We start from the raw sequence: 18821 nt of genomic DNA, 5'->3' as shown, positions 1-18821 counted from the left end.
CCCACATTTGGAATGCATTCCCCTGTGGGAGCGGGCTTGCTCGCGAAGAGGCCAACACGGTCTAAATAGATAAACGCACAGCCAAAGCCGCCAACGTCACCAACAACACCGGCACCGTCAACACAATCCCGACCTTGAAGTAATACCCCCAACCAATGTGAATCCCCTTGCGCTCCAGCACATGCAGCCACAGCAACGTGGCCAGACTGCCAATCGGCGTGATCTTCGGCCCCAAGTCGCTGCCGATCACGTTGGCGTAAATCATCGCCTCCTTGATCACCCCGCTCGCCTGACTTGCATCAATCGACAGCAAACCGATCAGCACCGTCGGCAAGTTGTTCATGATCGACGACAACAGCGCCGTCAGCACACCGGTGCCCAGCGCCGCACCCCACACACCGTGGCCGGCAAACACATCCAGCCAGCCGGCCAGATAGCTTGTCAGCCCGGCATTGCGCAAGCCGTAGACCACCAGATACATGCCCAGCGAGAAAATCACGATCTGCCACGGCGCCTCTTTCATCACCTTGCGCGTAGAGATCTTGTGACCGCGCGCGGCGATGCCCAGCAGCAGTGCGGCGCAGACAGCGGAAATCGCGCTGATCGGAATGCCCAACGGCTCAAGGGCGAAACAGCCGATCAACAGAATCGCCAACACCGCCCAACCCGCATAGAACGTGGCTTTGTCGTGGATCGCGGTTTCAGGACGCTCAAGTTGATCGGGGTCGTAGGCCTTGGGAATGTCACGGCGGAAGAACCACAGCAACATCCCCAACGTCGCCGCGACGCTGACGAAGTTGACCGGCACCATCACCGCCGCGTAGCGGTTGAAGCCGATGTGGAAGAAGTCCGCCGAGACGATGTTGACCAGGTTCGACACCACCAGCGGCAGGCTTGCGGTGTCGGCGATAAAGCCTGCGCCCATGACGAAGGCCAGGGTCGCAGCCGGGGAAAAGCGCAGCGCCAGCAGCATGGAAATCACGATTGGCGTGAGGATCAGCGCCGCGCCGTCATTGGCGAACAGCGCCGACACCAGCGCGCCGAGCAGCACCATAAAGGCAAACAGCTTGCGCCCACTGCCCCGCCCCCAACGCGCCACGTGCAACGCAGCCCAATTGAAGAAACCGGCCTCGTCGAGCAGCAGACTGATGATGATCAGCGCAACAAAGGTGCCGGTGGCGTTCCAGATGATCTGCCAGACCAGCGGGATATCGCTCAGATGCACGACGCCAAAGATCAACGCCAGCACAGCGCCGAGCGTCGCACTCCAGCCGACGCCGAGGCCTTTGGGTTGCCAGATGACAAGGGTAATGGTCAGCAGGAAAATCAGTGATGCAGCAAGCATCCGCAACAGCCTTGTTCGATAGTAGTTTTCAGGAGCGACAGAGTACCTGTGGCGAGGGGATTTATCCCCGTTGGGTTGCGAAGCGACCCCCTGCGTTCCTCAGCCATACCGAGCTAGCAGGTTTTGCGACTGCTTCGCAGCCGAACGGGGATAAATCCCCTCGCCACAGGAGTTATCAAGCGAAACTATTTTTTGTGTTGCTCGACAAACTGTCCGTAAGCATTGATAAAGCTTTGCAGGAAAGGTTTCACCGATTCACTCAACTTCCCCGCCTCATCAAATGCAGTCCCCGCGCCGCCCAGATAAGCCTCAGGCTGCTGCATGCAAGGCACATTGAGAAACACAAACGACTGGCGCAGGTGCTGGTTCGCGCCGAAACCGCCAATGGCCCCCGGCGATACACTGATCACCGCGCCCGGCTTGCCGCTCCAGGCGCTCTTGCCATACGGCCGCGAGCCGACGTCGATGGCATTTTTCAGTGGCGCCGGCACCGAGCGGTTGTACTCCGGCGTAACAAACAGCACCGCGTCGGAAGAACCGACTTTTTGCCGGAAAGTACTGTAGGCTGCCGGCGGTGAATCGCCATCAATGTCTTCGTTATACAGTGGCAGATCGCCAATCTCGACAATGCTCAGTTTCAGGTTCGCCGGTGCCAGTTCCGCCAGCGCCAGGGCGACTTTGCGGTTGATCGATGCTTTGCGCAGGCTACCGACTATGACGGCGACGTTATAGACATTGCTCATGGAAGACTCTCGATGTCCGTGGGGGAGCCTGTAGTTATAGATGATCCCGTGACGATTCCACCAGCAGACGAGGGAAAAATCCCGGCTGCTGAATATTTTTTTCGTGCAGGAAAACTTACAGCGCTGGATGGCGGTCTTAAAACCGCAAATCAAGCGTTTTATCTCCAGAGGTTCTAAACAGATGGCAGCAGTACTCGTCGGTCAGTTCCATGCAAGAGATGCGGAAGGCCGCGTTTATTCCGTGCATGAATTCCAGGAATCCACCCCGTCGGCAGACGGTCTCACTGGCTCGGAGCCGATTTACAAACTGGCCATCGGCGATCGCATCAAGAAGATCGACGACCAGACGTTCGAACTGGTTCAGTCGGGTATCACCCTGACCCGCGAACCTGAGCCAACCGTCGCTTCATAACTCGTCGTTATGAGCAGAAGTCATATGCGCAGAGTTGGGTTAGGATCAGTCACTGACCCCACCTGCTGAACATGGACTTCACGCATGCGTTTACGCCATATCGAAGTGATTCAGGCGCTCTTGCAGACCGGTCACCTGGGCACCGCCGCCGAATGGCTGCAGTTGCCAGTGACCGAGGTCGAAGAGCGTTTGCGCGAAGCCGAGAGTCAGTTGGGGTTCATGCTGTTCGCCAGCGTTCGCGGACGATTGCAATCGACGCCGGAAGCGCGGGCGCTGCAAGTCGAAATCGCCCACGTCTATGCAGCGCTTGAGCCGGTTCAGCGTCTGGCCAGTAGCCTCAAACAGTACCTCGCCCCTCCCTTGCGCATCATCGGCACCCCGCCGCTCTCCCAACATCTATTACCGCAAAGTCTTGCCGCCCTGCGCCGACGCCTGCCCGATGCACCGTGCAGCCTGCTCAGTGCGCCGACCCGCGACATCGTCCGCAACTTGTTGCTGCGCGAAAGTGATCTGGGCCTGAGCCTGCACGATCCCGAACATCCCGACATTGATTGCCAGCCACTGGCCCACGGCAAACTGCAACTGCTCGCGCCCCACGGTTGGCTGCAGCCGAAGCAGAAATACATTTCTCTACAGGACTTGGCCGGTCAGGCGATGGTCGGCCTCGACGGTCAGGATCCGCTGAGCCCGGCACTGGAAAACAAACTCCAGGCCTTGCGCCCGGCGCCGAGCATCCAGACTCGCGTGCAAACCCATCAGATGATGCGCAGCATGGTCGAGGCCGGCGAAGGCCTGGCCATCGTCGACCCGTTCACCGCCCTCGGTGCGCGCGCCGGCGGGCTCGATGTCTGCCCACTGTCGCCGGCGGTGCCGATCAGCCTCTTCGCGCTGACCTATAAACACTGTGCGCCGTCAGCAGCGATTCAGACCTTGCTGACGATCGTCACGGAACAAGCCGAGGCGATGCTGTCGAGCTGAGCGGGTTTTCCAGCGGATTATCAAACAATCGGTACCAGAACAGCGCCACTTCAGCGGTGTTCGGATCAATGCCGCGATAGCGCAACTCGTCAACACCGCCAATCACATAGCCGCAACGCTCATACAACCGGCAAGCACCGAGGTTGTTGTTTTGCGTTTCGAGCATGATCCCCGGCAGCTTCTTCTTGCGACTCCAGAATTGCGCGACATCCAGCAACGCTTTGGCCACGCCATGCCGCCGGGCCGGCGCGTGCACCGCCAATTCGTCAATGTGGGCGAAACCGTTCCAGTTGGTGCTGATCACCAAATGGCCCACCGCCTCATCATCCAGATACGCCATGAAAATCGCACTGTCCGGCGCATCGCGGAAACTGCTGAATTCTTCGGGGTCGATGCCGTAGCACTTGCGGTACGGCACGATCGGCGTCACCCGCCACTGCTCGACAGGCTGACCAATCACCGCCGCGCCATACGCCGCCACCTCAAAACTGAAGTCGCTGCCCCAGATATAGGGCGCAAAACCTTCGTCGGCGACACGCACCGACAGGCCTGGGTATTTGGGATTCACGGCCGGTTGCATACTGGGAAAAGTCCTCATTCCTTCACACAATCGACGGTGTATAGCCGCCCATTGCCCTCGTCTTCGTGCTGCAATCCATGCACATCCGCGACAAAACCGGGGAAGCTGCTATCGAACGTGCGAGCAAATTTCAGGTAATCAATGATCGAACGCGTCGATTCAGTAAAGCGTTCGCCGGGCATGATAAGCGGAATTCCCGGGGGATACGGCACCAGCATCACGGCGGCAATCCTTCCTTCCAATTCATCGATCGGCACCGCCTCGACTTCGCCGCGCACCAGATGATCGTAGGCGTGAGCCGGTTTCATGGCGATTTCGGGGAGCACGGTGTACATGCGTTTCAGGTGTTTGGCCGTGGCGTTGCTGCGATAACAGGCGTGCAGTTGATCACAGAGGTCGCGCAGGCCCATGCCGCGATAACGCACGGCGTCTTCCAACGCTACGCAAGGCAGGCAAGTATCGAGGCGCACGTTGGCGTCGTAACTGCGCTTGAACTCCAGCAGTTCGGTGAGCAGCGTGCTCCATTTACCTTTGGTGATGCCCATGGAGAACAACACCAGAAACGAATACAGGCCGGTTTTTTCGACGACCAAGCCGCGTTCCCAGAGGAATTTGCTGACCACCGCGGCCGGGATGCCCTTTTCGCTTAACGCGCCGCCCGCGTTGAGGCCCGGCATCACCAGGGTCACTTTGATCGGGTCGAGCAGCACATAATCGTCGCTGACATCGCCGAAACCGTGCCAGTCGGCATCGGGTTTCAGCAACCAGTCTTCGGTCTGCACGCGGTCAATACCTTCGACGCCGGGCGGCTGCCAGATCGAAAACCACCAGTCATCCGCAGCAATGTGCTGACGCAGATTCGCCAGCGCACGACGGAAGCTCAGCGCTTCATCAAAAGTTTCCTGCAACAACGAACGTCCGGCCGGGCCCTCCATCATCGCCGACGCAACATCCAGCGAGGCGATGATGCTGTATTGCGGCGAGGTCGAGATGTGCATCATGAACGCTTCGTTGAAACGGTCACGATCCAGCTGCCGCGCACCGCCGTCCTGCACATGAATCATCGAGGCCTGACTGAATGCCGCGAGCAGTTTGTGCGTGGAATGGGTGGTGAACACCAGCGGACTGTCTTCGCTGCGTGATGTGGCCATGCCGTAACGTCCGGCAAAGAATTCGTGGAACGCCGCGTAGGCGTACCAGGCCTCGTCGAAATGCAGGACTTCGACGCTGTTACCGAGTTTTTGCTTGATCAGCTCGGCGTTGTAGCAGAGGCCGTCATAGGTCGAGTTGGTCACCACTGCCAATTTGACTTTTGGCGCGCGACCCTTGGTCAGCGGGCTCGCATCGATCTTCGCCTGAATCGATTCACGGCTGAATTCGCTCAGCGGGATCGGGCCGATGATCCCCAGCTCATTACGCTCCGGGCACAGGTACAACGGGATCGCGCCAGTCATGATTATCGCGTGCAGCACCGACTTGTGGCAGTTGCGGTCGACTAACACCAGATCATCGCGAGCGACCATCGAGTGCCAGACAATCTTGTTGGCGGTCGAGGTGCCATTGATCACGAAAAACGTGTGATCGGCGCCGAAATTGCGCGCCGCACGGGCTTCGGCTTCAGCGAGCGGGCCAGTGTGATCGAGCAGTGAGCCGAGTTCCGGCACCGATACGGACAAATCCGAACGCAGTGTGTTCTCCCCAAAAAACTGGTGAAACGCCTGCCCCACCGGACTCTTGTGATAGGCAACGCCCCCGCCATGGCCGGGGGTATGCCAAGAATAGTTGGAGTCGGCGGTGTGCTGCACCAGCGCTTTGAAAAACGGCGGCAGCAAACCATCCAGATACTTGCGCGCCGCTCGCGCCACTTGCCGGGCGAGAAACGGCACGGTGTCTTCGAACAGATAGAGAATGCCGCGCAGTTGATTGAGCTCGGCCATGGCATCGGCCGGGGCGTTTTCCAGGGTGACTTGCTCGCCCAAGGCAAAGATCGGCAGATCCGGGGCGCGCACCCGCGCGAGGCCAATGAGTTCAGCCATGTTCTGCAACAGATGCGAGTTGGTTGAGGCATCCTCGGCGGCAATCAGCATGCACGCGAGGCCATGATGGGTCGACGCGACCAGACGCCCTTCCGTGTAGTCGGTGGCAGAAACGATGCTGAAACCTTCCTGCTCCAGTTCCCGGGCGATGCCACGGATGCGGTCACCGGCGACCGTGTCGGCCTTGATGTCGCGATGGACGATCAACACCGGAAACTTCAAATCTTTGTACATGGGGCTCAGTGTCCTGAGGCGGCAGAAATGAATCTGCCAATGCACTCAGGGTAGAGGGTTGCAGCGAATGTGGCGAGGGTGGCCAGTTGGCTTCATGCCTGTAAAAGCAAAAGATCGCAGCCTTCGGCAGCTCCTACATTGGAATGCAATCCCCTGTAGGAGCTGCCGAAGGCTCGGGCCGCGATCGGACGATCCTTTGATCTTTTAAACCTGCGCGTCAGCCTCAGCAATCTGTGTCCACATCGCCGGCCCACCCGCCGACTTGGCGATAATCTCCAACCGCACCAGATGCGCCGCCAATTCATCTTCAGTCGCGCGAATAATCCGCGCAGGCTGGCGATCTACCGGCAACCGACGAATCTCGGTCGCCGAGTTGTCCGCGCCCTCGCCCGATCCGTTACCGTCAGAAGCATTGCCCGCAAGCGACAGGCTGGTCTGGCCGCCGGTCATGGTCAGGTAGACGTCGGCAAGAATCTCCGAGTCGAGCAACGCGCCGTGCAATTCACGACCGGAGTTGTCGACGCCGTAACGTTTGCACAAGGCATCGAGGCTGTTGCGCTGCCCCGGGTGACGTTCCCGGGCCATCATCAGGGTGTCGAGGATCGAGCAGTGCTGCGTGATGTCAGCGCGATCCTTCGCGCCCATCAAGGCGAATTCGTTGTTGATGAAGCCAACGTCGAACGCCGCGTTATGGATGATCAGCTGCGCGCCTTTGATGAACTCGAAAAATTCATCAGCGACTTCATTGAAACGCGGTTTGCCGACGAGGAATTCGTTGGTGATGCCGTGAACGCCAATCGCGCCTTCGTCACTCTCGCGATCCGGTTGCAGATAGACGTGGAAGTGCCGGCCCGTCAGGCGCCGACCGATCAGTTCGACACAACCGATTTCGATAATCCGGTGACCATCGGTCACCGGCATGCCGGTGGTTTCGGTATCGAGTACAACGGATCTGGTGGCCATCAGTGCTCAGCTCTCAACGGGTCAATCGTGCAAAAACGCGGATGTTAACACGCTCGGCGGGGTGTTTCAGGCAGACCGTGGCGTCCCATTCGCGAGCAGGCTCGCTCCCACATTGGAATGCATTCCAATTCAAGGAAGGTACAGATCAGATCTGGAATGCATTTTCCTGTGGGAGCGAGCCTGCTCGCGAATGACCACACCACGATACAACAGAAGGAATCAGCTCTGCTTGTACCCGCGAACCTCGTCCACACCACGGTTCGCCAACTGGTCAGCCCGCTCGTTGCCATGATGGCCGATGTGCCCACGCACCCACTTCCATTTGACGGTGTGGCGGTTGACCTGCTCATCGAGCTCTTTCCACAAATCAGCGTTTTTCACCGGTTCTTTCGCCGCCGTTTTCCAGCCGCGTTTCTTCCAGTTGGCCATCCACTCGTTGATGCCCTTCATCACGTATTGCGAGTCGGTTACCAGCAACACTTCACACGGACGCTTCAAGGCTTCGAGGCCACGAATGGCGCCGAGCAATTCCATGCGGTTGTTGGTGGTGTTGGCTTCGCCGCCCCACAGTTCCTTTTCAACGCCCTTGCACACCAGCAAGGCGCCCCAGCCGCCCGGGCCGGGATTGCCTTTGCAGGCGCCGTCAGTGAACAGTTCTACGGTGTCGACGCTTTCAACGCTTTCGCTCATGCCACTCTATCCAGAAAAATACGTGCCTTGCCGATCACGGATCGACAATGACCAAGGCCGGGACAAACCCGGCCACAATTAAAAGAAGGTTTACGGTTCGATACGGCGGCGGTTGACCTTGGCCATCGGCAGCGGAATCAGCTTGCCCATCGGCTCGCGACGTTCCTGCCGCAACGGCCGCAGGCCCACCACGATCTTGCGCGCGACCAATAAATAGAAGCCGCCGCCCGACAATTGCCAGTCACCGGCCTTGCGTTCCCAGCCGGCCAGACGGCCCTGCCACTTGGCTGACGCGAGCGGCGGACGATAGCACCCGAAGCGGCGTTTCTCCAGCGCGAAGCCCAGCAGGTTGAGCCAGTCGGCGACCCGCGATGGCGAGATGCAGCGCGCCTGACGCAAGGCGTCGTGGGCGAAAACATGACGCAGCCCCCACGTGCTCCACGGGTTGATGCCGATGATCAGCAAATGGCCACCGGGGCGCACGCTGCTCGCCGCTTCGCGCAGCAAACCGTGGGGTGACAGGCAGAAATCCAGACCGTGCTGCATCACCACCACATCCGCCGCGTGTTCGCTCAAAGGCCAGGCCTGCTCTTCGCAGACAATCTCGACACCCGGCAGCGGCGCGCCAAGGCGCACGTTGCGCTGCACTTGTGGCGCCGACGGTGGCGTTTCAGCGGACGGGCCGTAATGCACCAGATAACCGCCAAAGAACCGACCGAGCTCGTCTTCGAGCATGCGCCGCTCTTCATCGAGCAGAAATTGCCCGAGCGGGCCGGACAGCCATTCACGGGCGGCACCGATCAGTGCCAGCCAGTCAGGATCAGCCTGTGCGAACGCTTTATCACTCATCGCATTCTCCAAAGCGCCAGGAACTACTAAGATGCGCCAATGTTTCCCGCTTGGCGAATTCCGACGATGATACAGATCAGTGCCCTGCCCGCGTTCACCGATAACTACATCTGGTTGTTACAGGATCACCGCAGCCAACGTTGCGCCGTGGTCGACCCGGGTGATGCCGCGCCCGTCGAGGCGTGGCTTGATGCACATCCGGACTGGGTCTTGAGCGATATTTTGATCACTCACCATCACCATGACCACGTTGGCGGCGTCGAACGTTTGAAACACATCAGCGGCGCCACTGTTTATGGCCCGGCCAGCGAAAATATCCCGGCGCGCGACGTGGCGCTGAACGACAACGACACCGCCAGCGTGCTCGGCTGGGACTTTGATGTCTATGCGGTGCCCGGTCACACCTTGGGACACATTGCTTATTATCACCACGGCCTGCTGTTCTGCGGCGACACTCTGTTTGCCGCAGGTTGCGGCCGCCTGTTCGAAGGCACGCCCGATCAGATGCACCACTCGCTCAGCCGTCTCGCCGCACTGCCCGAAGACACCCTCGTCTATTGCACCCACGAATACACCCTGAGCAATCTCAAATTCGCCGCAGCGGTCGAACCGAGCAATGCCGATATTGCCGCCCGTCTGGAAAAAGTTACCCAACAACGGCAAAACGGCGTGATGACTCTGCCGTCAACTTTGGCACTGGAAAAGCTCACAAATCCGTTTTTACGCACCGCTGAAACATTAGTTAAACAAAAAGTGGACGAACGGGCAGGCGCTCAAAACCGGGCGCCGAGTGAGGTTTTTGCGGCTCTGCGGGCTTGGAAAGATAAGTTCTAAGCAGTGGTCTGCTTGGTACAAAAATTCTCAATGGTTGACCGCAGGGGGTGCGCTTTCTAGAATCGCCCGACATTTTTGCCCGGAACTTACTTCCAGCCAATGTCGTCATCCATACGTAAGTCCGTCAATTCAGACGCATTGACCCGCTTGGCGCAAGCCATCGCGGTGGCTGTGTCCGCCACGCTGGCGGGCTGTTCAAGCCATGCTCCGCAGACTGAAGCGACCCATACGCCGAACATTGCTGCGCGAGCCAAGCAAAAGCCGATCTGGCTCAGCGAAAAGCCCACTCCACAGATTCCTCAGGACGTCTGGGAGCGCATGCGCGAGGGCTTCCAGTTGCAGGAAGGCCTGGGCGTGAACCCGCGCATCGAGCAACAGCGCCTGTGGTTCGCCAGCAATCCTTCATTCCTTGAGAACGCCGGCGATCGCGGCAGTCTCTACATTCATTACATTGTCGAACGCCTCGAAGAACGCAACATGCCGCTGGAACTGGCGCTGCTGCCAGTGATTGAAAGTGCCTACAACCCGATGGCCTATTCCCGCGCTGACGCGGTTGGCCTGTGGCAATTCATTCCGTCCACCGGGCGTTACTTCAACCTGCGTCAGACCCGTTTCTACGATGGTCGTCGCGACATCACCGCCTCGACCACCGCCGCACTCGATTACCTGACCCGTCTGCACGACATGTTCAACGGTGACTGGCTGCTGGCGCTCGCCGCGTATAACGCCGGTGAAGGCACGGTCAGCCGCGCCATCGAGCGTAACGAGAAACTCGGTTTGCCAACCGACTACTGGAACCTGCCGCTGCCGTCGGAAACCCAGGCCTACGTGCCGAAGTTGCTGGCGCTGTCGCAGGTGGTGCAGTCGCCGGAAGCGTACGGGGTCAACCTCAACCCGATCGCCAACGAACCGTACTTCCAGGTCGTCGAAATCAATCAGCGCATGGATCTGTCCAAAGTCGCTGAAGTGGCCAACATCGACGAAGACGAACTGTTCCAGCTCAACCCCGCTTACAAACAGCGCATTACCGTCGACGGCCCCCAGCATTTGCTGGTGCCGACGTCGAAGGCGCAATTGCTGACCACCAGCCTGCAGACCATGTCGCCGGACGAGTTGATCAGCAAACGCTCGTTGAAACCGGTGTTTGAAGGCGCTGATCCGACGGAAGTGGCGAAGCTGAAACGCGCCTACCGCGTCAAGCGTGGCGACAACCTCGGCTCCATCGCCAAGGCCAACAAGGTTGAAGTGAAGGATCTGCAACGCTGGAACAAGCTGACCGGCAAAAACCTCAAGGTTGGTCAAACCCTGGTGATGCGCGACACGAGCAAACCAACCAAGAGCCGCAGCTCGGGCCGGGTCAACACGGTGATTGCGGCCAACAGCAAGAGCAAAAAAGGCGATAGCAAGCAGCAGACTCAGTACAAGGTCAAGCGCGGCGACACGTTGTACGTGGTGGCCAAGCGTTTCAATGTTGAGATGCAGCATCTCAAGCGCTGGAATCCGGGTGCAAGCAAGGCTTTGAAGCCGGGGCAGATGCTCACGGTTTATCAGCCGCACTGACAGAAGAGCCCCTGAGATTTCGGGGGCTTTTTTTTGGTTCGGGTTTTTTGGTGTTTTTGAGATCCATCCCCCTCACCCCAGCCCTCTCCCCCAAGGGGTAGAGGGGAAAGGGAGCAGATCGGGGGCTATTCAGAATTTGAGTTCGGCTCGGTATCCCAAGTCGGCGTACCTCCCGCAAACACCTCGGTCAGTCCCCTCTCCCTCCGGGAGAGGGCTAGGGTGAGGGGCTGTCAGGCAAGCGGATTAACCCCCCATTAACCCGCGATCTTTTTCCTGTCCAGACAAGCTGTTACTGTACGGCCCACAAAGCCCAAGCCGCCTGGATCAGATCTGACTTGAAGCGTCCCCTCCTCCTGCTCCTGATCAGCCTGGCCTTGAGCTCAACCGCAAGCGCGACGATTACCGAAAGTCACGGTTATGCGCAGTTCGGCACGCTCAAGTACCCGGCCAGATTTACCCACTTCGACTGGGTCAACCCGCAAGCGCCCAAGGGCGGTACGTTGCGGGTGATGGCGTTCGGCACCTTCGATACGGTCAACCCATACACCTTCAAGGGCACCAGCCCGGTCACCACGCCGAATTTCCTCCAGTACGGCATCAACGAGCTGAACGAGCCGCTGATGGTCGGCACTGGCCAGTATTCGCCTTCCGGTGACGAGCCGGCGTCAAGCTATGGCCTGATCGCGCAATCGGTGGAATACAGCGAAGATCGCAGCTGGGTGGTGTTCAATCTGCGCCCCGAAGCACGTTTCCACGACGGCACGCCGATCACCGCTTACGACGTCGCGTTCTCCTACCGCTTGCTGCTCAAGGAAGGTCATCCGCTGTACCGCACCGCCCTTCAGGAAGTGCTGCGCGTGGATATCCTCAATCCGCAGCGCATCCGTTTCGTGCTCAAACGCTCGGGCAATCCGCTGTTGATCCTGCGCCTCGGTGAATTGCCGGTGCTGCCGCAGCACTACTGGAAAGACCGCGACTTCAAAGCCACCACCTTCGAACAGCCGCTGGGCAGCGGCCCGTATCGCATCACTTCGGTGACGCCGGGCCGACAATTGATCTTCGAGCGGGTCAAGGATTACTGGGGCAAGGACTTGGCGGTCAATCGCGGCAAGTACAACTTCGATCGCATGGAAGTCGAGTTCTACCGCGACAGCGATGTCGCCTTCGAAGCGTTCAAGGCCGGCGAGTTCGACATCTACATCGAGCATCAGGCGAAGAACTGGGCCAACGGCTACAACTTCCCGGCCATCCGCCGTGGCGACGTGATCAAGGCGCAGATCCCGCACCAGATCCCGACCCAGAGTCAGGGCCTGTTCATGAACACCCGCCGCGCCACGTTCGCCGACGTCAAAACCCGCGAAGCGCTGGGGCTGATGTTCGACTTCGAGTGGACCAACCGCGCGCTGTTCAGCGATGCCTACAAGCGCACCACCAGTTACTACCCGAACAGCGAATTCAGCGCCAGCGGCCTGCCGGTGGGGCACGAATGGCTGATGCTCAAGCCGTACAAGGAGCAACTGCCGGCCAAGCTGTTCACCGAGCCGTTCACGTTGCCGCAAACCGACGGTCGCGGCATTCCTCGCGAAACCATGCGTAAAGCCTTGGCCCTGCTCGCCGAGGCCGGCTGGAAGCTCAACGGCCAGCGCCTGCAAAACGCCGACGGCCAGCCGCTGCGTTTCGAACTGCTGCTGGTCAACCCGAATCTGGAACGCATCCTCCAGCCGTACATTGAGAACCTCAACAGCATCGGCATCGACGCGCGCCTGCGCACGGTCGATCGCGCGCAGTACAAACAGCGCCTCGATCAGTTCGATTTCGACATGATCCTGATGACGCTCAACCAGACCCTCAGCCCGGGCCTTGAGCAGTGGCAGTACTTCCATTCCAGTCAGGTCGGCGTCAAGGGCAGCAAAAATTACGCGGGCATCGCCAACCCGGTGGTCGATCACCTGCTCGAACAATTGCTCGCCGCGCGCACCCGCGATGAACAGGTCGCCGCCGGCAAGGCGCTCGACCGCGTGCTGCTCTGGCAGCACTACAGCATTCCCAACTGGTACCTGAATTATCACCGCCTGGCCTACCGCAACCGGTTGGCCTTCGTCACCACGCCGCCCTACACCCTGGGCCTGAGCGCGTGGTGGCTGAAGTCTTCGGAGAAAGATCGATGAAACCCATCCGCGCCCTGCTCGTCCAGGCCAGCGGCTTGCTGTTCGCCGGGCTGGCCTTGGCCGCCCCGCAACACGCCGTGACCCTGTACAACGAGCCGCCGAAATACCCGGCCGATTTCAAGCATTTCGATTACGTGAATCCCGACGCGCCCAAGGGCGGCGTATTCCGTCAGGCCGGTTTTGGTGGCTTCGACAGCCTCAACCCGTTTATCAGCAAAGGCGTGCCGGCCGATGACATCGGGCAGATCTACGACACCCTGACCAAACACAGCCTCGACGAGCCGTTCACCGAATATGGCCTGATCGCTGGCAAGATCGAAAAGGCCCCGGACAACAGCTGGGTGCGGTTCTACCTGCGCCCCGAAGCACGTTTCCACGACGGTCATCCAGTGCGCGCCGACGACGTGGTGTTCAGCTTCAACACGCTGACCAAGGAAGGCTCGCCGATGTATCGCGGCTACTACAGCGACGTGTCCGAAGTCATCGCCGAAGACCCGCTGAAAGTGCTGTTCAAGTTCAAGCACAACAATAATCGCGAGTTGCCGCTGATTCTCGGCCAGTTGCCGGTGTTGCCAAAACACTGGTGGGCCGACCGCGATTTCAGCAAGGGCAATCTGGAAATTCCGCTCGGCAGCGGCCCGTACAAGGTTGCCGAAGTGAAGGCCGGCCGTTCGATTCGGTACGAGCGGGTCAAGGATTATTGGGGCAAGGATCTGCCGGTCAACCGTGGCTTCTACAATTTCGACACGATGACCAGCGATTACTACCGCGACAACACCGTCGCCGTCGAAGCGTTAAAGGCCGGGCAGTTCGATTTCTGGCTGGAGATGACCGCGAAAAACTGGGCCAACGCTTACAACATCCCGGCGGTCACCGAGGGCCGTTTGATCAAGGAATTGATCCCCAACAGCAACCCGACCGGCATGCAGGGTTTCGTCTACAACCTGCGCCGTCCGGTGTTCCAGGACATACGGGTGCGTCAGGCGCTCGGTCTGCTGTTTGACTTCGAATGGACCAACAAACAACTGTTCAACGGTGCCTACTTCCGCACCCGCAGCTATTTCGAAAACTCGGAAATGGCCGCCACCGGCCTGCCCGACGCCGATCAACTGGCGATCCTCGACCCGTTCCGCAACAAGCTCCCGGCGCAGGTGTTCAGCGAAGCCTTCGACAACCCCAAGACCGACGCCAGCGGCATGATCCGCAATCACCAGCGCGAGGCCTATCAACTGCTGCAAGAGGCTGGCTGGAAGATCGTCGACGACAAAATGGTCGACGCCACCGGCAAACCGGTGGTCATCGAATTCCTCCTCGCCCAGACCGAATTCGAACGCGTGTTGCTGCCGTTCAAGCGCAACCTCAGCGACCTCGGCATCGAACTGGTGATCCGCCGCGTCGACGTTTCGCAGTACATCAACCGCGTGCGCTCGCGGGACTTCGACATGATCGTCGGCAGCTTCCCGCAATCCAATTCGCCGGGTAACGAGCAGCGCGAATTCTGGATGAGCGCCGCTGCCGACAAGGCCAGCAGCCGCAACACCATGGGCTTGAAGGATCCGATCGTCGATCAACTGGTCGAGAACCTGATCAATGCCGACTCGCGCAAAAGCCTGGTGGCCCACGCCCGCGCGCTGGATCGCGTGTTGCAGTGGGGCTACTACGTGGTGCCCAACTGGCACATCAAGACCTGGCGCGTGGCGTACTGGAATCACATCGGCCATCCGAAGGTCTCACCCAAGTACGACATCGGCATCAACACCTGGTGGGTCAAGCCTGACGCTAAACCGGCGGTAGAAGTCGAAACCAAACTGCAAGCCGACCCTGCGGGCACGGAGTAATCAGATGCTGGCGTATATTTTTCGGCGACTGCTGCTGATCATCCCGACCCTGTTCGGCATTCTGCTGATCAACTTCGTGATCATTCAGGCCGCGCCCGGTGGCCCGGTGGAACAGATGATCGCCAAGCTCGAAGGCTTCGAAGGCGCCACCAGTCGCATCGCTGGCGGCGGTGCCGAGGTCTCGGTGGCCGGTTCCTCCTATCGCGGCGCGCAAGGCCTGGACCCGGCGCTGATCAAGGAAATCGAGCACATGTACGGGTTCGACAAGTCGGCCCCGGAACGCCTGTGGATCATGGTCAAGAACTACGCCTCGCTGGATTTCGGCGACAGCTTTTTCCGCGACGCCAAGGTCATCGACCTGATCAAGGAAAAGATGCCGGTGTCAATCTCGCTGGGGCTGTGGAGCACGTTGATCATGTACCTCGTCTCGATCCCGCTGGGGATCGCCAAGGCCACGCGACACGGCAGTCACTTCGATGTGTGGACCAGTTCGGCGATCATCGTCGGCTACGCGATCCCGGCGTTCCTTTTTGCGATCCTGCTGATCGTGGTATTTGCCGGCGGCAGTTATCTCGACTGGTTTCCGTTACGCGGGCTGACCTCGAACAACTTCGATGAGCTGAGTTTCGGCGGCAAGATCCTCGATTACTTCTGGCACCTTGCGCTGCCGGTGACGGCACTGGTAATCGGCAACTTCGCGACCATGACCCTGCTGACCAAAAACAGCTTCCTCGACGAAATCAACAAACAGTACGTGGTCACCGCCAAGGCCAAAGGCCTGACCCGCCATCGCGTGCTCTACGGCCACGTGTTTCGCAACGCCATGCTGTTGGTGATTGCCGGTTTCCCCTCGGCGTTCATCGGCATCTTCTTCACCGGTTCGCTGCTGGTGGAAGTGATTTTCTCTCTGGACGGTCTCGGCCTGATGAGTTTCGAAGCGGCGATCAACCGCGATTACCCGGTGGTGTTCGGCACCTTGTTCATCTTCACCCTGCTCGGGCTGGTGGTGAAACTGATCGGCGACCTCACCTACACCCTGGTCGATCCGCGCATCGACTTCGAAAGCCGGGAGCATTGAGATGAACCTGTCCCCTCTCAACCGCCGCCGATTCGAACTGTTCAAGGCCAACAAGCGTGGCTGGTGGTCGCTGTGGCTGTTTCTGATTTTGTTCGGGCTGAGTCTCGGCGCCGAGTTGATCGCCAACGACAAGCCGCTGGTGGTGCATTACGACAACAATTGGTACTTCCCGGCGATCAAGCGCTATCCGGAAACGACGTTTGGCGGCGAATTCCCGCTGGAAGCCAACTACAAGAGCCCGTACATCCGCGAACTGCTCAAGGCCAAGGATGCGTGGGTGTTGTGGGCGCCGATTCCGTACAACTACCAGAGCATCAATTACGACCTGAAAGTGCCGGCGCCAGCACCGCCGTCGGCGGACAACCTGCTCGGTACCGACGATCAGGGTCGCGACGTGCTGGCGCGGGTGATTTACGGCTTCCGTATTTCCGTGCTGTTCGCGCTGACGCTGACCGTGTTGAGTTCGATCATCGGCGTGATTGCCGGCGCACTGCAGGGTTTTTATGGCGGCTGGGTCGATCTGGCCGGGCAGCGTTTTCTGGAGATCTGGTCGGGGCTGCCGGTGCTGTACTTGCTGATCATTCTCGCCAGTTTCGTCCAGCCGAATTTCTGGTGGCTGCTGGGGATCATGCTGCTGTTCTCGTGGATGAGCCTGGTCGACGTGGTGCGCGCCGAGTTCCTCCGTGGCCGTAACCTCGAATACGTACGCGCCGCGCGGGCGCTGGGCATGCAGAACGGCGCGATCATGTTCCGCCACATCCTGCCCAACGCGATGGTCTCGACCATGACGTTTATGCCGTTCATCCTCACCGGCGCCATCGGCACCCTTACCGCGCTGGACTTCCTCGGTTTCGGTTTGCCGGCCGGCAGTCCGTCGCTGGGTGAACTGGTCGCGCAGGGCAAATCCAACCTGCAAGCGCCGTGGCTGGGCATCAGCGCCTTTGCCGTGCTGGCCTTGATGTTGAGTTTGCTGGTGTTTATCGGCGAGTCCGCTCGCGATGCCTTCGACCCGAGGAAGTGAAATGAATCAGGACAATCTGATCGAAGTGCGCGACCTCGCCGTCGAATTCGGTTTCGGCGAGCGCGTGCACCGCGTCGTCGAGGGCGTGAGTTTCGACATCAAGCGTGGCGAAACCCTGGCGTTGGTCGGCGAATCCGGCTCGGGCAAATCGGTGACTGCACACTCGATCCTGCGGTTGCTGCCCTACCCGATGGCCCGTCATCCGGCTGGCAGCATCAATTACGCCGGGCAAAATCTGCTGGACCTCAGCGAAAAAACCATTCGGCACATTCGCGGCAATCGCATCGCGATGATCTTTCAGGAGCCGATGACCTCGCTGAACCCGTTGCACTCGATCGAGAAGCAGATCAACGAAGTCCTCGGCATCCACAAAGGCCTGACCGGCAAAGTCGCGACCAAGCGTACGCTGGAGCTGTTGGAGATGGTCGGCATCCCTGAGCCGCACAAGCGCCTCAAGGCCCTGCCCCACGAATTGTCCGGCGGCCAGCGTCAGCGGGTGATGATCGCCATGGCGCTGGCCAACGAGCCGGAACTGTTGATCGCTGATGAGCCGACCACGGCTTTGGACGTGACCGTTCAGCTGAAAATTCTCGATTTGCTCAAGGAATTACAGGCCCGATTGGGCATGTCGCTGTTACTGATCAGTCACGATTTGAACCTCGTGCGAAGAATTGCGCATCGTGTATGTGTCATGCAGCGCGGTTGCATCGTCGAACAGGCATCGTGCGAAGAGCTGTTCCGTTCGCCGCAGCATCCGTACACTCGGGAATTGCTCGGCGCGGAGCCCAGCGGGGGCCCGGCGACCAATAAAATCGGCGCGCCGTTGCTTGAGGTCGAGGACTTGAAAGTCTGGTTCCCGATCAAGAAAGGCCTGCTCAAACGCACGGTGGATCACGTCAAAGCGGTGGACGGCATCAATTTCAGCCTGCCTCAGGGTCAGACTTTGGGGATTGTGGGGGAAAGCGGTTCCGGCAAATCCACGCTGGGTCTGGCGATTTTGCGTTTGATCGGCAGCAAAGGCGCGATCCGCTTTGAAGGCAAGCAGCTAGACTGCCTGACGCAGAACGAGGTTCGCCCGTTGCGTCGGGAGATGCAGGTGGTGTTTCAGGATCCGTTTGGCAGCCTGAGCCCGCGCATGTGCGTCAGTGACATCGTTGGCGAAGGCCTGCGGATTCACAAAATGGGCACCGCCGAGGAGCAAGAGGCGGCGATTATTGCGGCATTGAAGGAGGTAGGTCTGGATCCGGAAACCCGGCACCGCTACCCCCACGAATTTTCCGGTGGGCAACGGCAACGAATCGCCATTGCCCGGGCTTTGGTGCTGAAACCGGCGCTGATCCTGCTGGACGAGCCGACCTCCGCGCTCGACCGGACGGTGCAGCGGCAAGTGGTGGAGCTGTTGCGTTCACTGCAAGCCAAGTACAACCTGACGTATTTGTTTATCAGCCATGACCTGGCTGTCGTCAAAGCGCTGAGCCACCAGTTGATGGTG

The 18821-nt window shown here is 59.5% G+C and carries 16 protein-coding genes; 9 read left to right on the top strand and 7 right to left on the bottom strand.

Features of this window, described 5'->3' with window-relative positions:
- Window positions 1-61: 61 nt before the first annotated feature.
- A complete protein-coding gene (locus ACIP1X_RS03740) occupies window positions 62-1345 on the bottom strand; it encodes an arsenic transporter (RefSeq protein WP_282358151.1) in 1284 nt (427 codons plus the stop codon).
- A 185-nt stretch (window positions 1346-1530) separates the two neighbouring features.
- Window positions 1531-2088 carry an NADPH-dependent FMN reductase gene (locus ACIP1X_RS03735; protein ID WP_159815522.1) on the bottom strand — a complete coding sequence of 186 codons (558 nt, stop codon included), beginning with the start codon at window positions 2086-2088 and terminating at the stop codon, window positions 1531-1533.
- 181 nt (window positions 2089-2269) lie between these two features.
- Here ACIP1X_RS03735 and ACIP1X_RS03730 point away from each other — a divergent pair, with 181 nt between their 5' ends.
- Both ACIP1X_RS03730 and ACIP1X_RS03725 read left to right on the top strand, forming a co-directional pair.
- Window positions 2270-2500, top strand: a complete 231-nt coding sequence (locus ACIP1X_RS03730) for a hypothetical protein (RefSeq protein ID WP_400645953.1) — start codon at window positions 2270-2272, stop codon at window positions 2498-2500.
- 84 nt (window positions 2501-2584) lie between these two features.
- Window positions 2585-3478: a LysR family transcriptional regulator gene (locus ACIP1X_RS03725; protein WP_400749450.1), complete on the top strand. Its 894-nt coding sequence runs from the start codon at window positions 2585-2587 to the stop codon at window positions 3476-3478.
- Here the strand turns inward: ACIP1X_RS03725 and ACIP1X_RS03720 are convergent.
- The 5 genes from ACIP1X_RS03720 to ACIP1X_RS03700 all read right to left on the bottom strand — a co-directional run bounded on the left by ACIP1X_RS03720 (window position 3444) and on the right by ACIP1X_RS03700 (window position 8830).
- Window positions 3444-4058 (bottom strand): GNAT family N-acetyltransferase, encoded by a 615-nt coding sequence (locus ACIP1X_RS03720; RefSeq protein ID WP_053119395.1) that lies wholly within the window; start codon window positions 4056-4058, stop codon window positions 3444-3446. The genes ACIP1X_RS03725 and ACIP1X_RS03720 overlap by 35 nt on opposite strands.
- A 14-nt stretch (window positions 4059-4072) precedes the next feature.
- Window positions 4073-6328 (bottom strand): Orn/Lys/Arg decarboxylase N-terminal domain-containing protein, encoded by a 2256-nt coding sequence (locus ACIP1X_RS03715; RefSeq protein ID WP_400749447.1) that lies wholly within the window; start codon window positions 6326-6328, stop codon window positions 4073-4075.
- 204 nt (window positions 6329-6532) lie between these two features.
- Entirely contained in the window at window positions 6533-7291 is a 759-nt protein-coding gene (gene dnaQ / locus ACIP1X_RS03710) for a DNA polymerase III subunit epsilon (RefSeq protein WP_159815519.1), read from the bottom strand.
- A 219-nt stretch (window positions 7292-7510) separates the two neighbouring features.
- Window positions 7511-7981, bottom strand: coding sequence for a ribonuclease HI (gene rnhA / locus ACIP1X_RS03705; RefSeq protein ID WP_053119389.1), 471 nt, complete (start codon window positions 7979-7981; stop codon window positions 7511-7513).
- Window positions 7982-8071: 90 nt separating this feature from the next.
- Window positions 8072-8830 carry a class I SAM-dependent methyltransferase gene (locus tag ACIP1X_RS03700; RefSeq protein WP_053119387.1) on the bottom strand — a complete coding sequence of 253 codons (759 nt, stop codon included), beginning with the start codon at window positions 8828-8830 and terminating at the stop codon, window positions 8072-8074.
- Window positions 8831-8896: 66 nt separating this feature from the next.
- Between ACIP1X_RS03700 and gloB the strand changes: the two genes are divergently transcribed.
- From gloB to ACIP1X_RS03665, 7 genes are all read left to right on the top strand, one after another.
- A complete protein-coding gene (gloB, locus tag ACIP1X_RS03695) occupies window positions 8897-9664 on the top strand; it encodes a hydroxyacylglutathione hydrolase (protein ID WP_400749444.1) in 768 nt (255 codons plus the stop codon).
- 99 nt (window positions 9665-9763) lie between these two features.
- Window positions 9764-11224: a LysM peptidoglycan-binding domain-containing protein gene (locus ACIP1X_RS03690; protein ID WP_282358147.1), complete on the top strand. Its 1461-nt coding sequence runs from the start codon at window positions 9764-9766 to the stop codon at window positions 11222-11224.
- A 335-nt stretch (window positions 11225-11559) separates the two neighbouring features.
- Complete coding sequence (locus tag ACIP1X_RS03685) at window positions 11560-13392, top strand: extracellular solute-binding protein (RefSeq protein WP_400749441.1); 1833 nt, start codon at window positions 11560-11562, stop codon at window positions 13390-13392.
- Window positions 13389-15230, top strand: a complete 1842-nt coding sequence (locus ACIP1X_RS03680; RefSeq protein ID WP_400749440.1) for an extracellular solute-binding protein — start codon at window positions 13389-13391, stop codon at window positions 15228-15230. Before ACIP1X_RS03685 ends, ACIP1X_RS03680 begins: the two co-directional genes overlap by 4 nt.
- A gap of 4 nt (window positions 15231-15234) precedes the next feature.
- Complete coding sequence (locus tag ACIP1X_RS03675) at window positions 15235-16308, top strand: microcin C ABC transporter permease YejB (protein WP_201226938.1); 1074 nt, start codon at window positions 15235-15237, stop codon at window positions 16306-16308.
- 1 nt (window position 16309) lies between these two features.
- Window positions 16310-17329: an ABC transporter permease gene (locus ACIP1X_RS03670; protein ID WP_053119376.1), complete on the top strand. Its 1020-nt coding sequence runs from the start codon at window positions 16310-16312 to the stop codon at window positions 17327-17329.
- Between the two features lies 1 nt (window position 17330).
- Window positions 17331-18821 (top strand): ABC transporter ATP-binding protein (locus ACIP1X_RS03665; protein ID WP_400749437.1); only part of this gene is annotated, 1491 nt, incomplete at its 3' end.

The sequence above is a fragment of the Pseudomonas sp. NPDC088885 genome (assembly GCF_044750025.1).
GTDB classification, from domain to species: Bacteria; Pseudomonadota; Gammaproteobacteria; order Pseudomonadales; family Pseudomonadaceae; genus Aquipseudomonas; species Aquipseudomonas rustica.
This window is presented reverse-complemented; position numbering and strand designations above follow the sequence as displayed.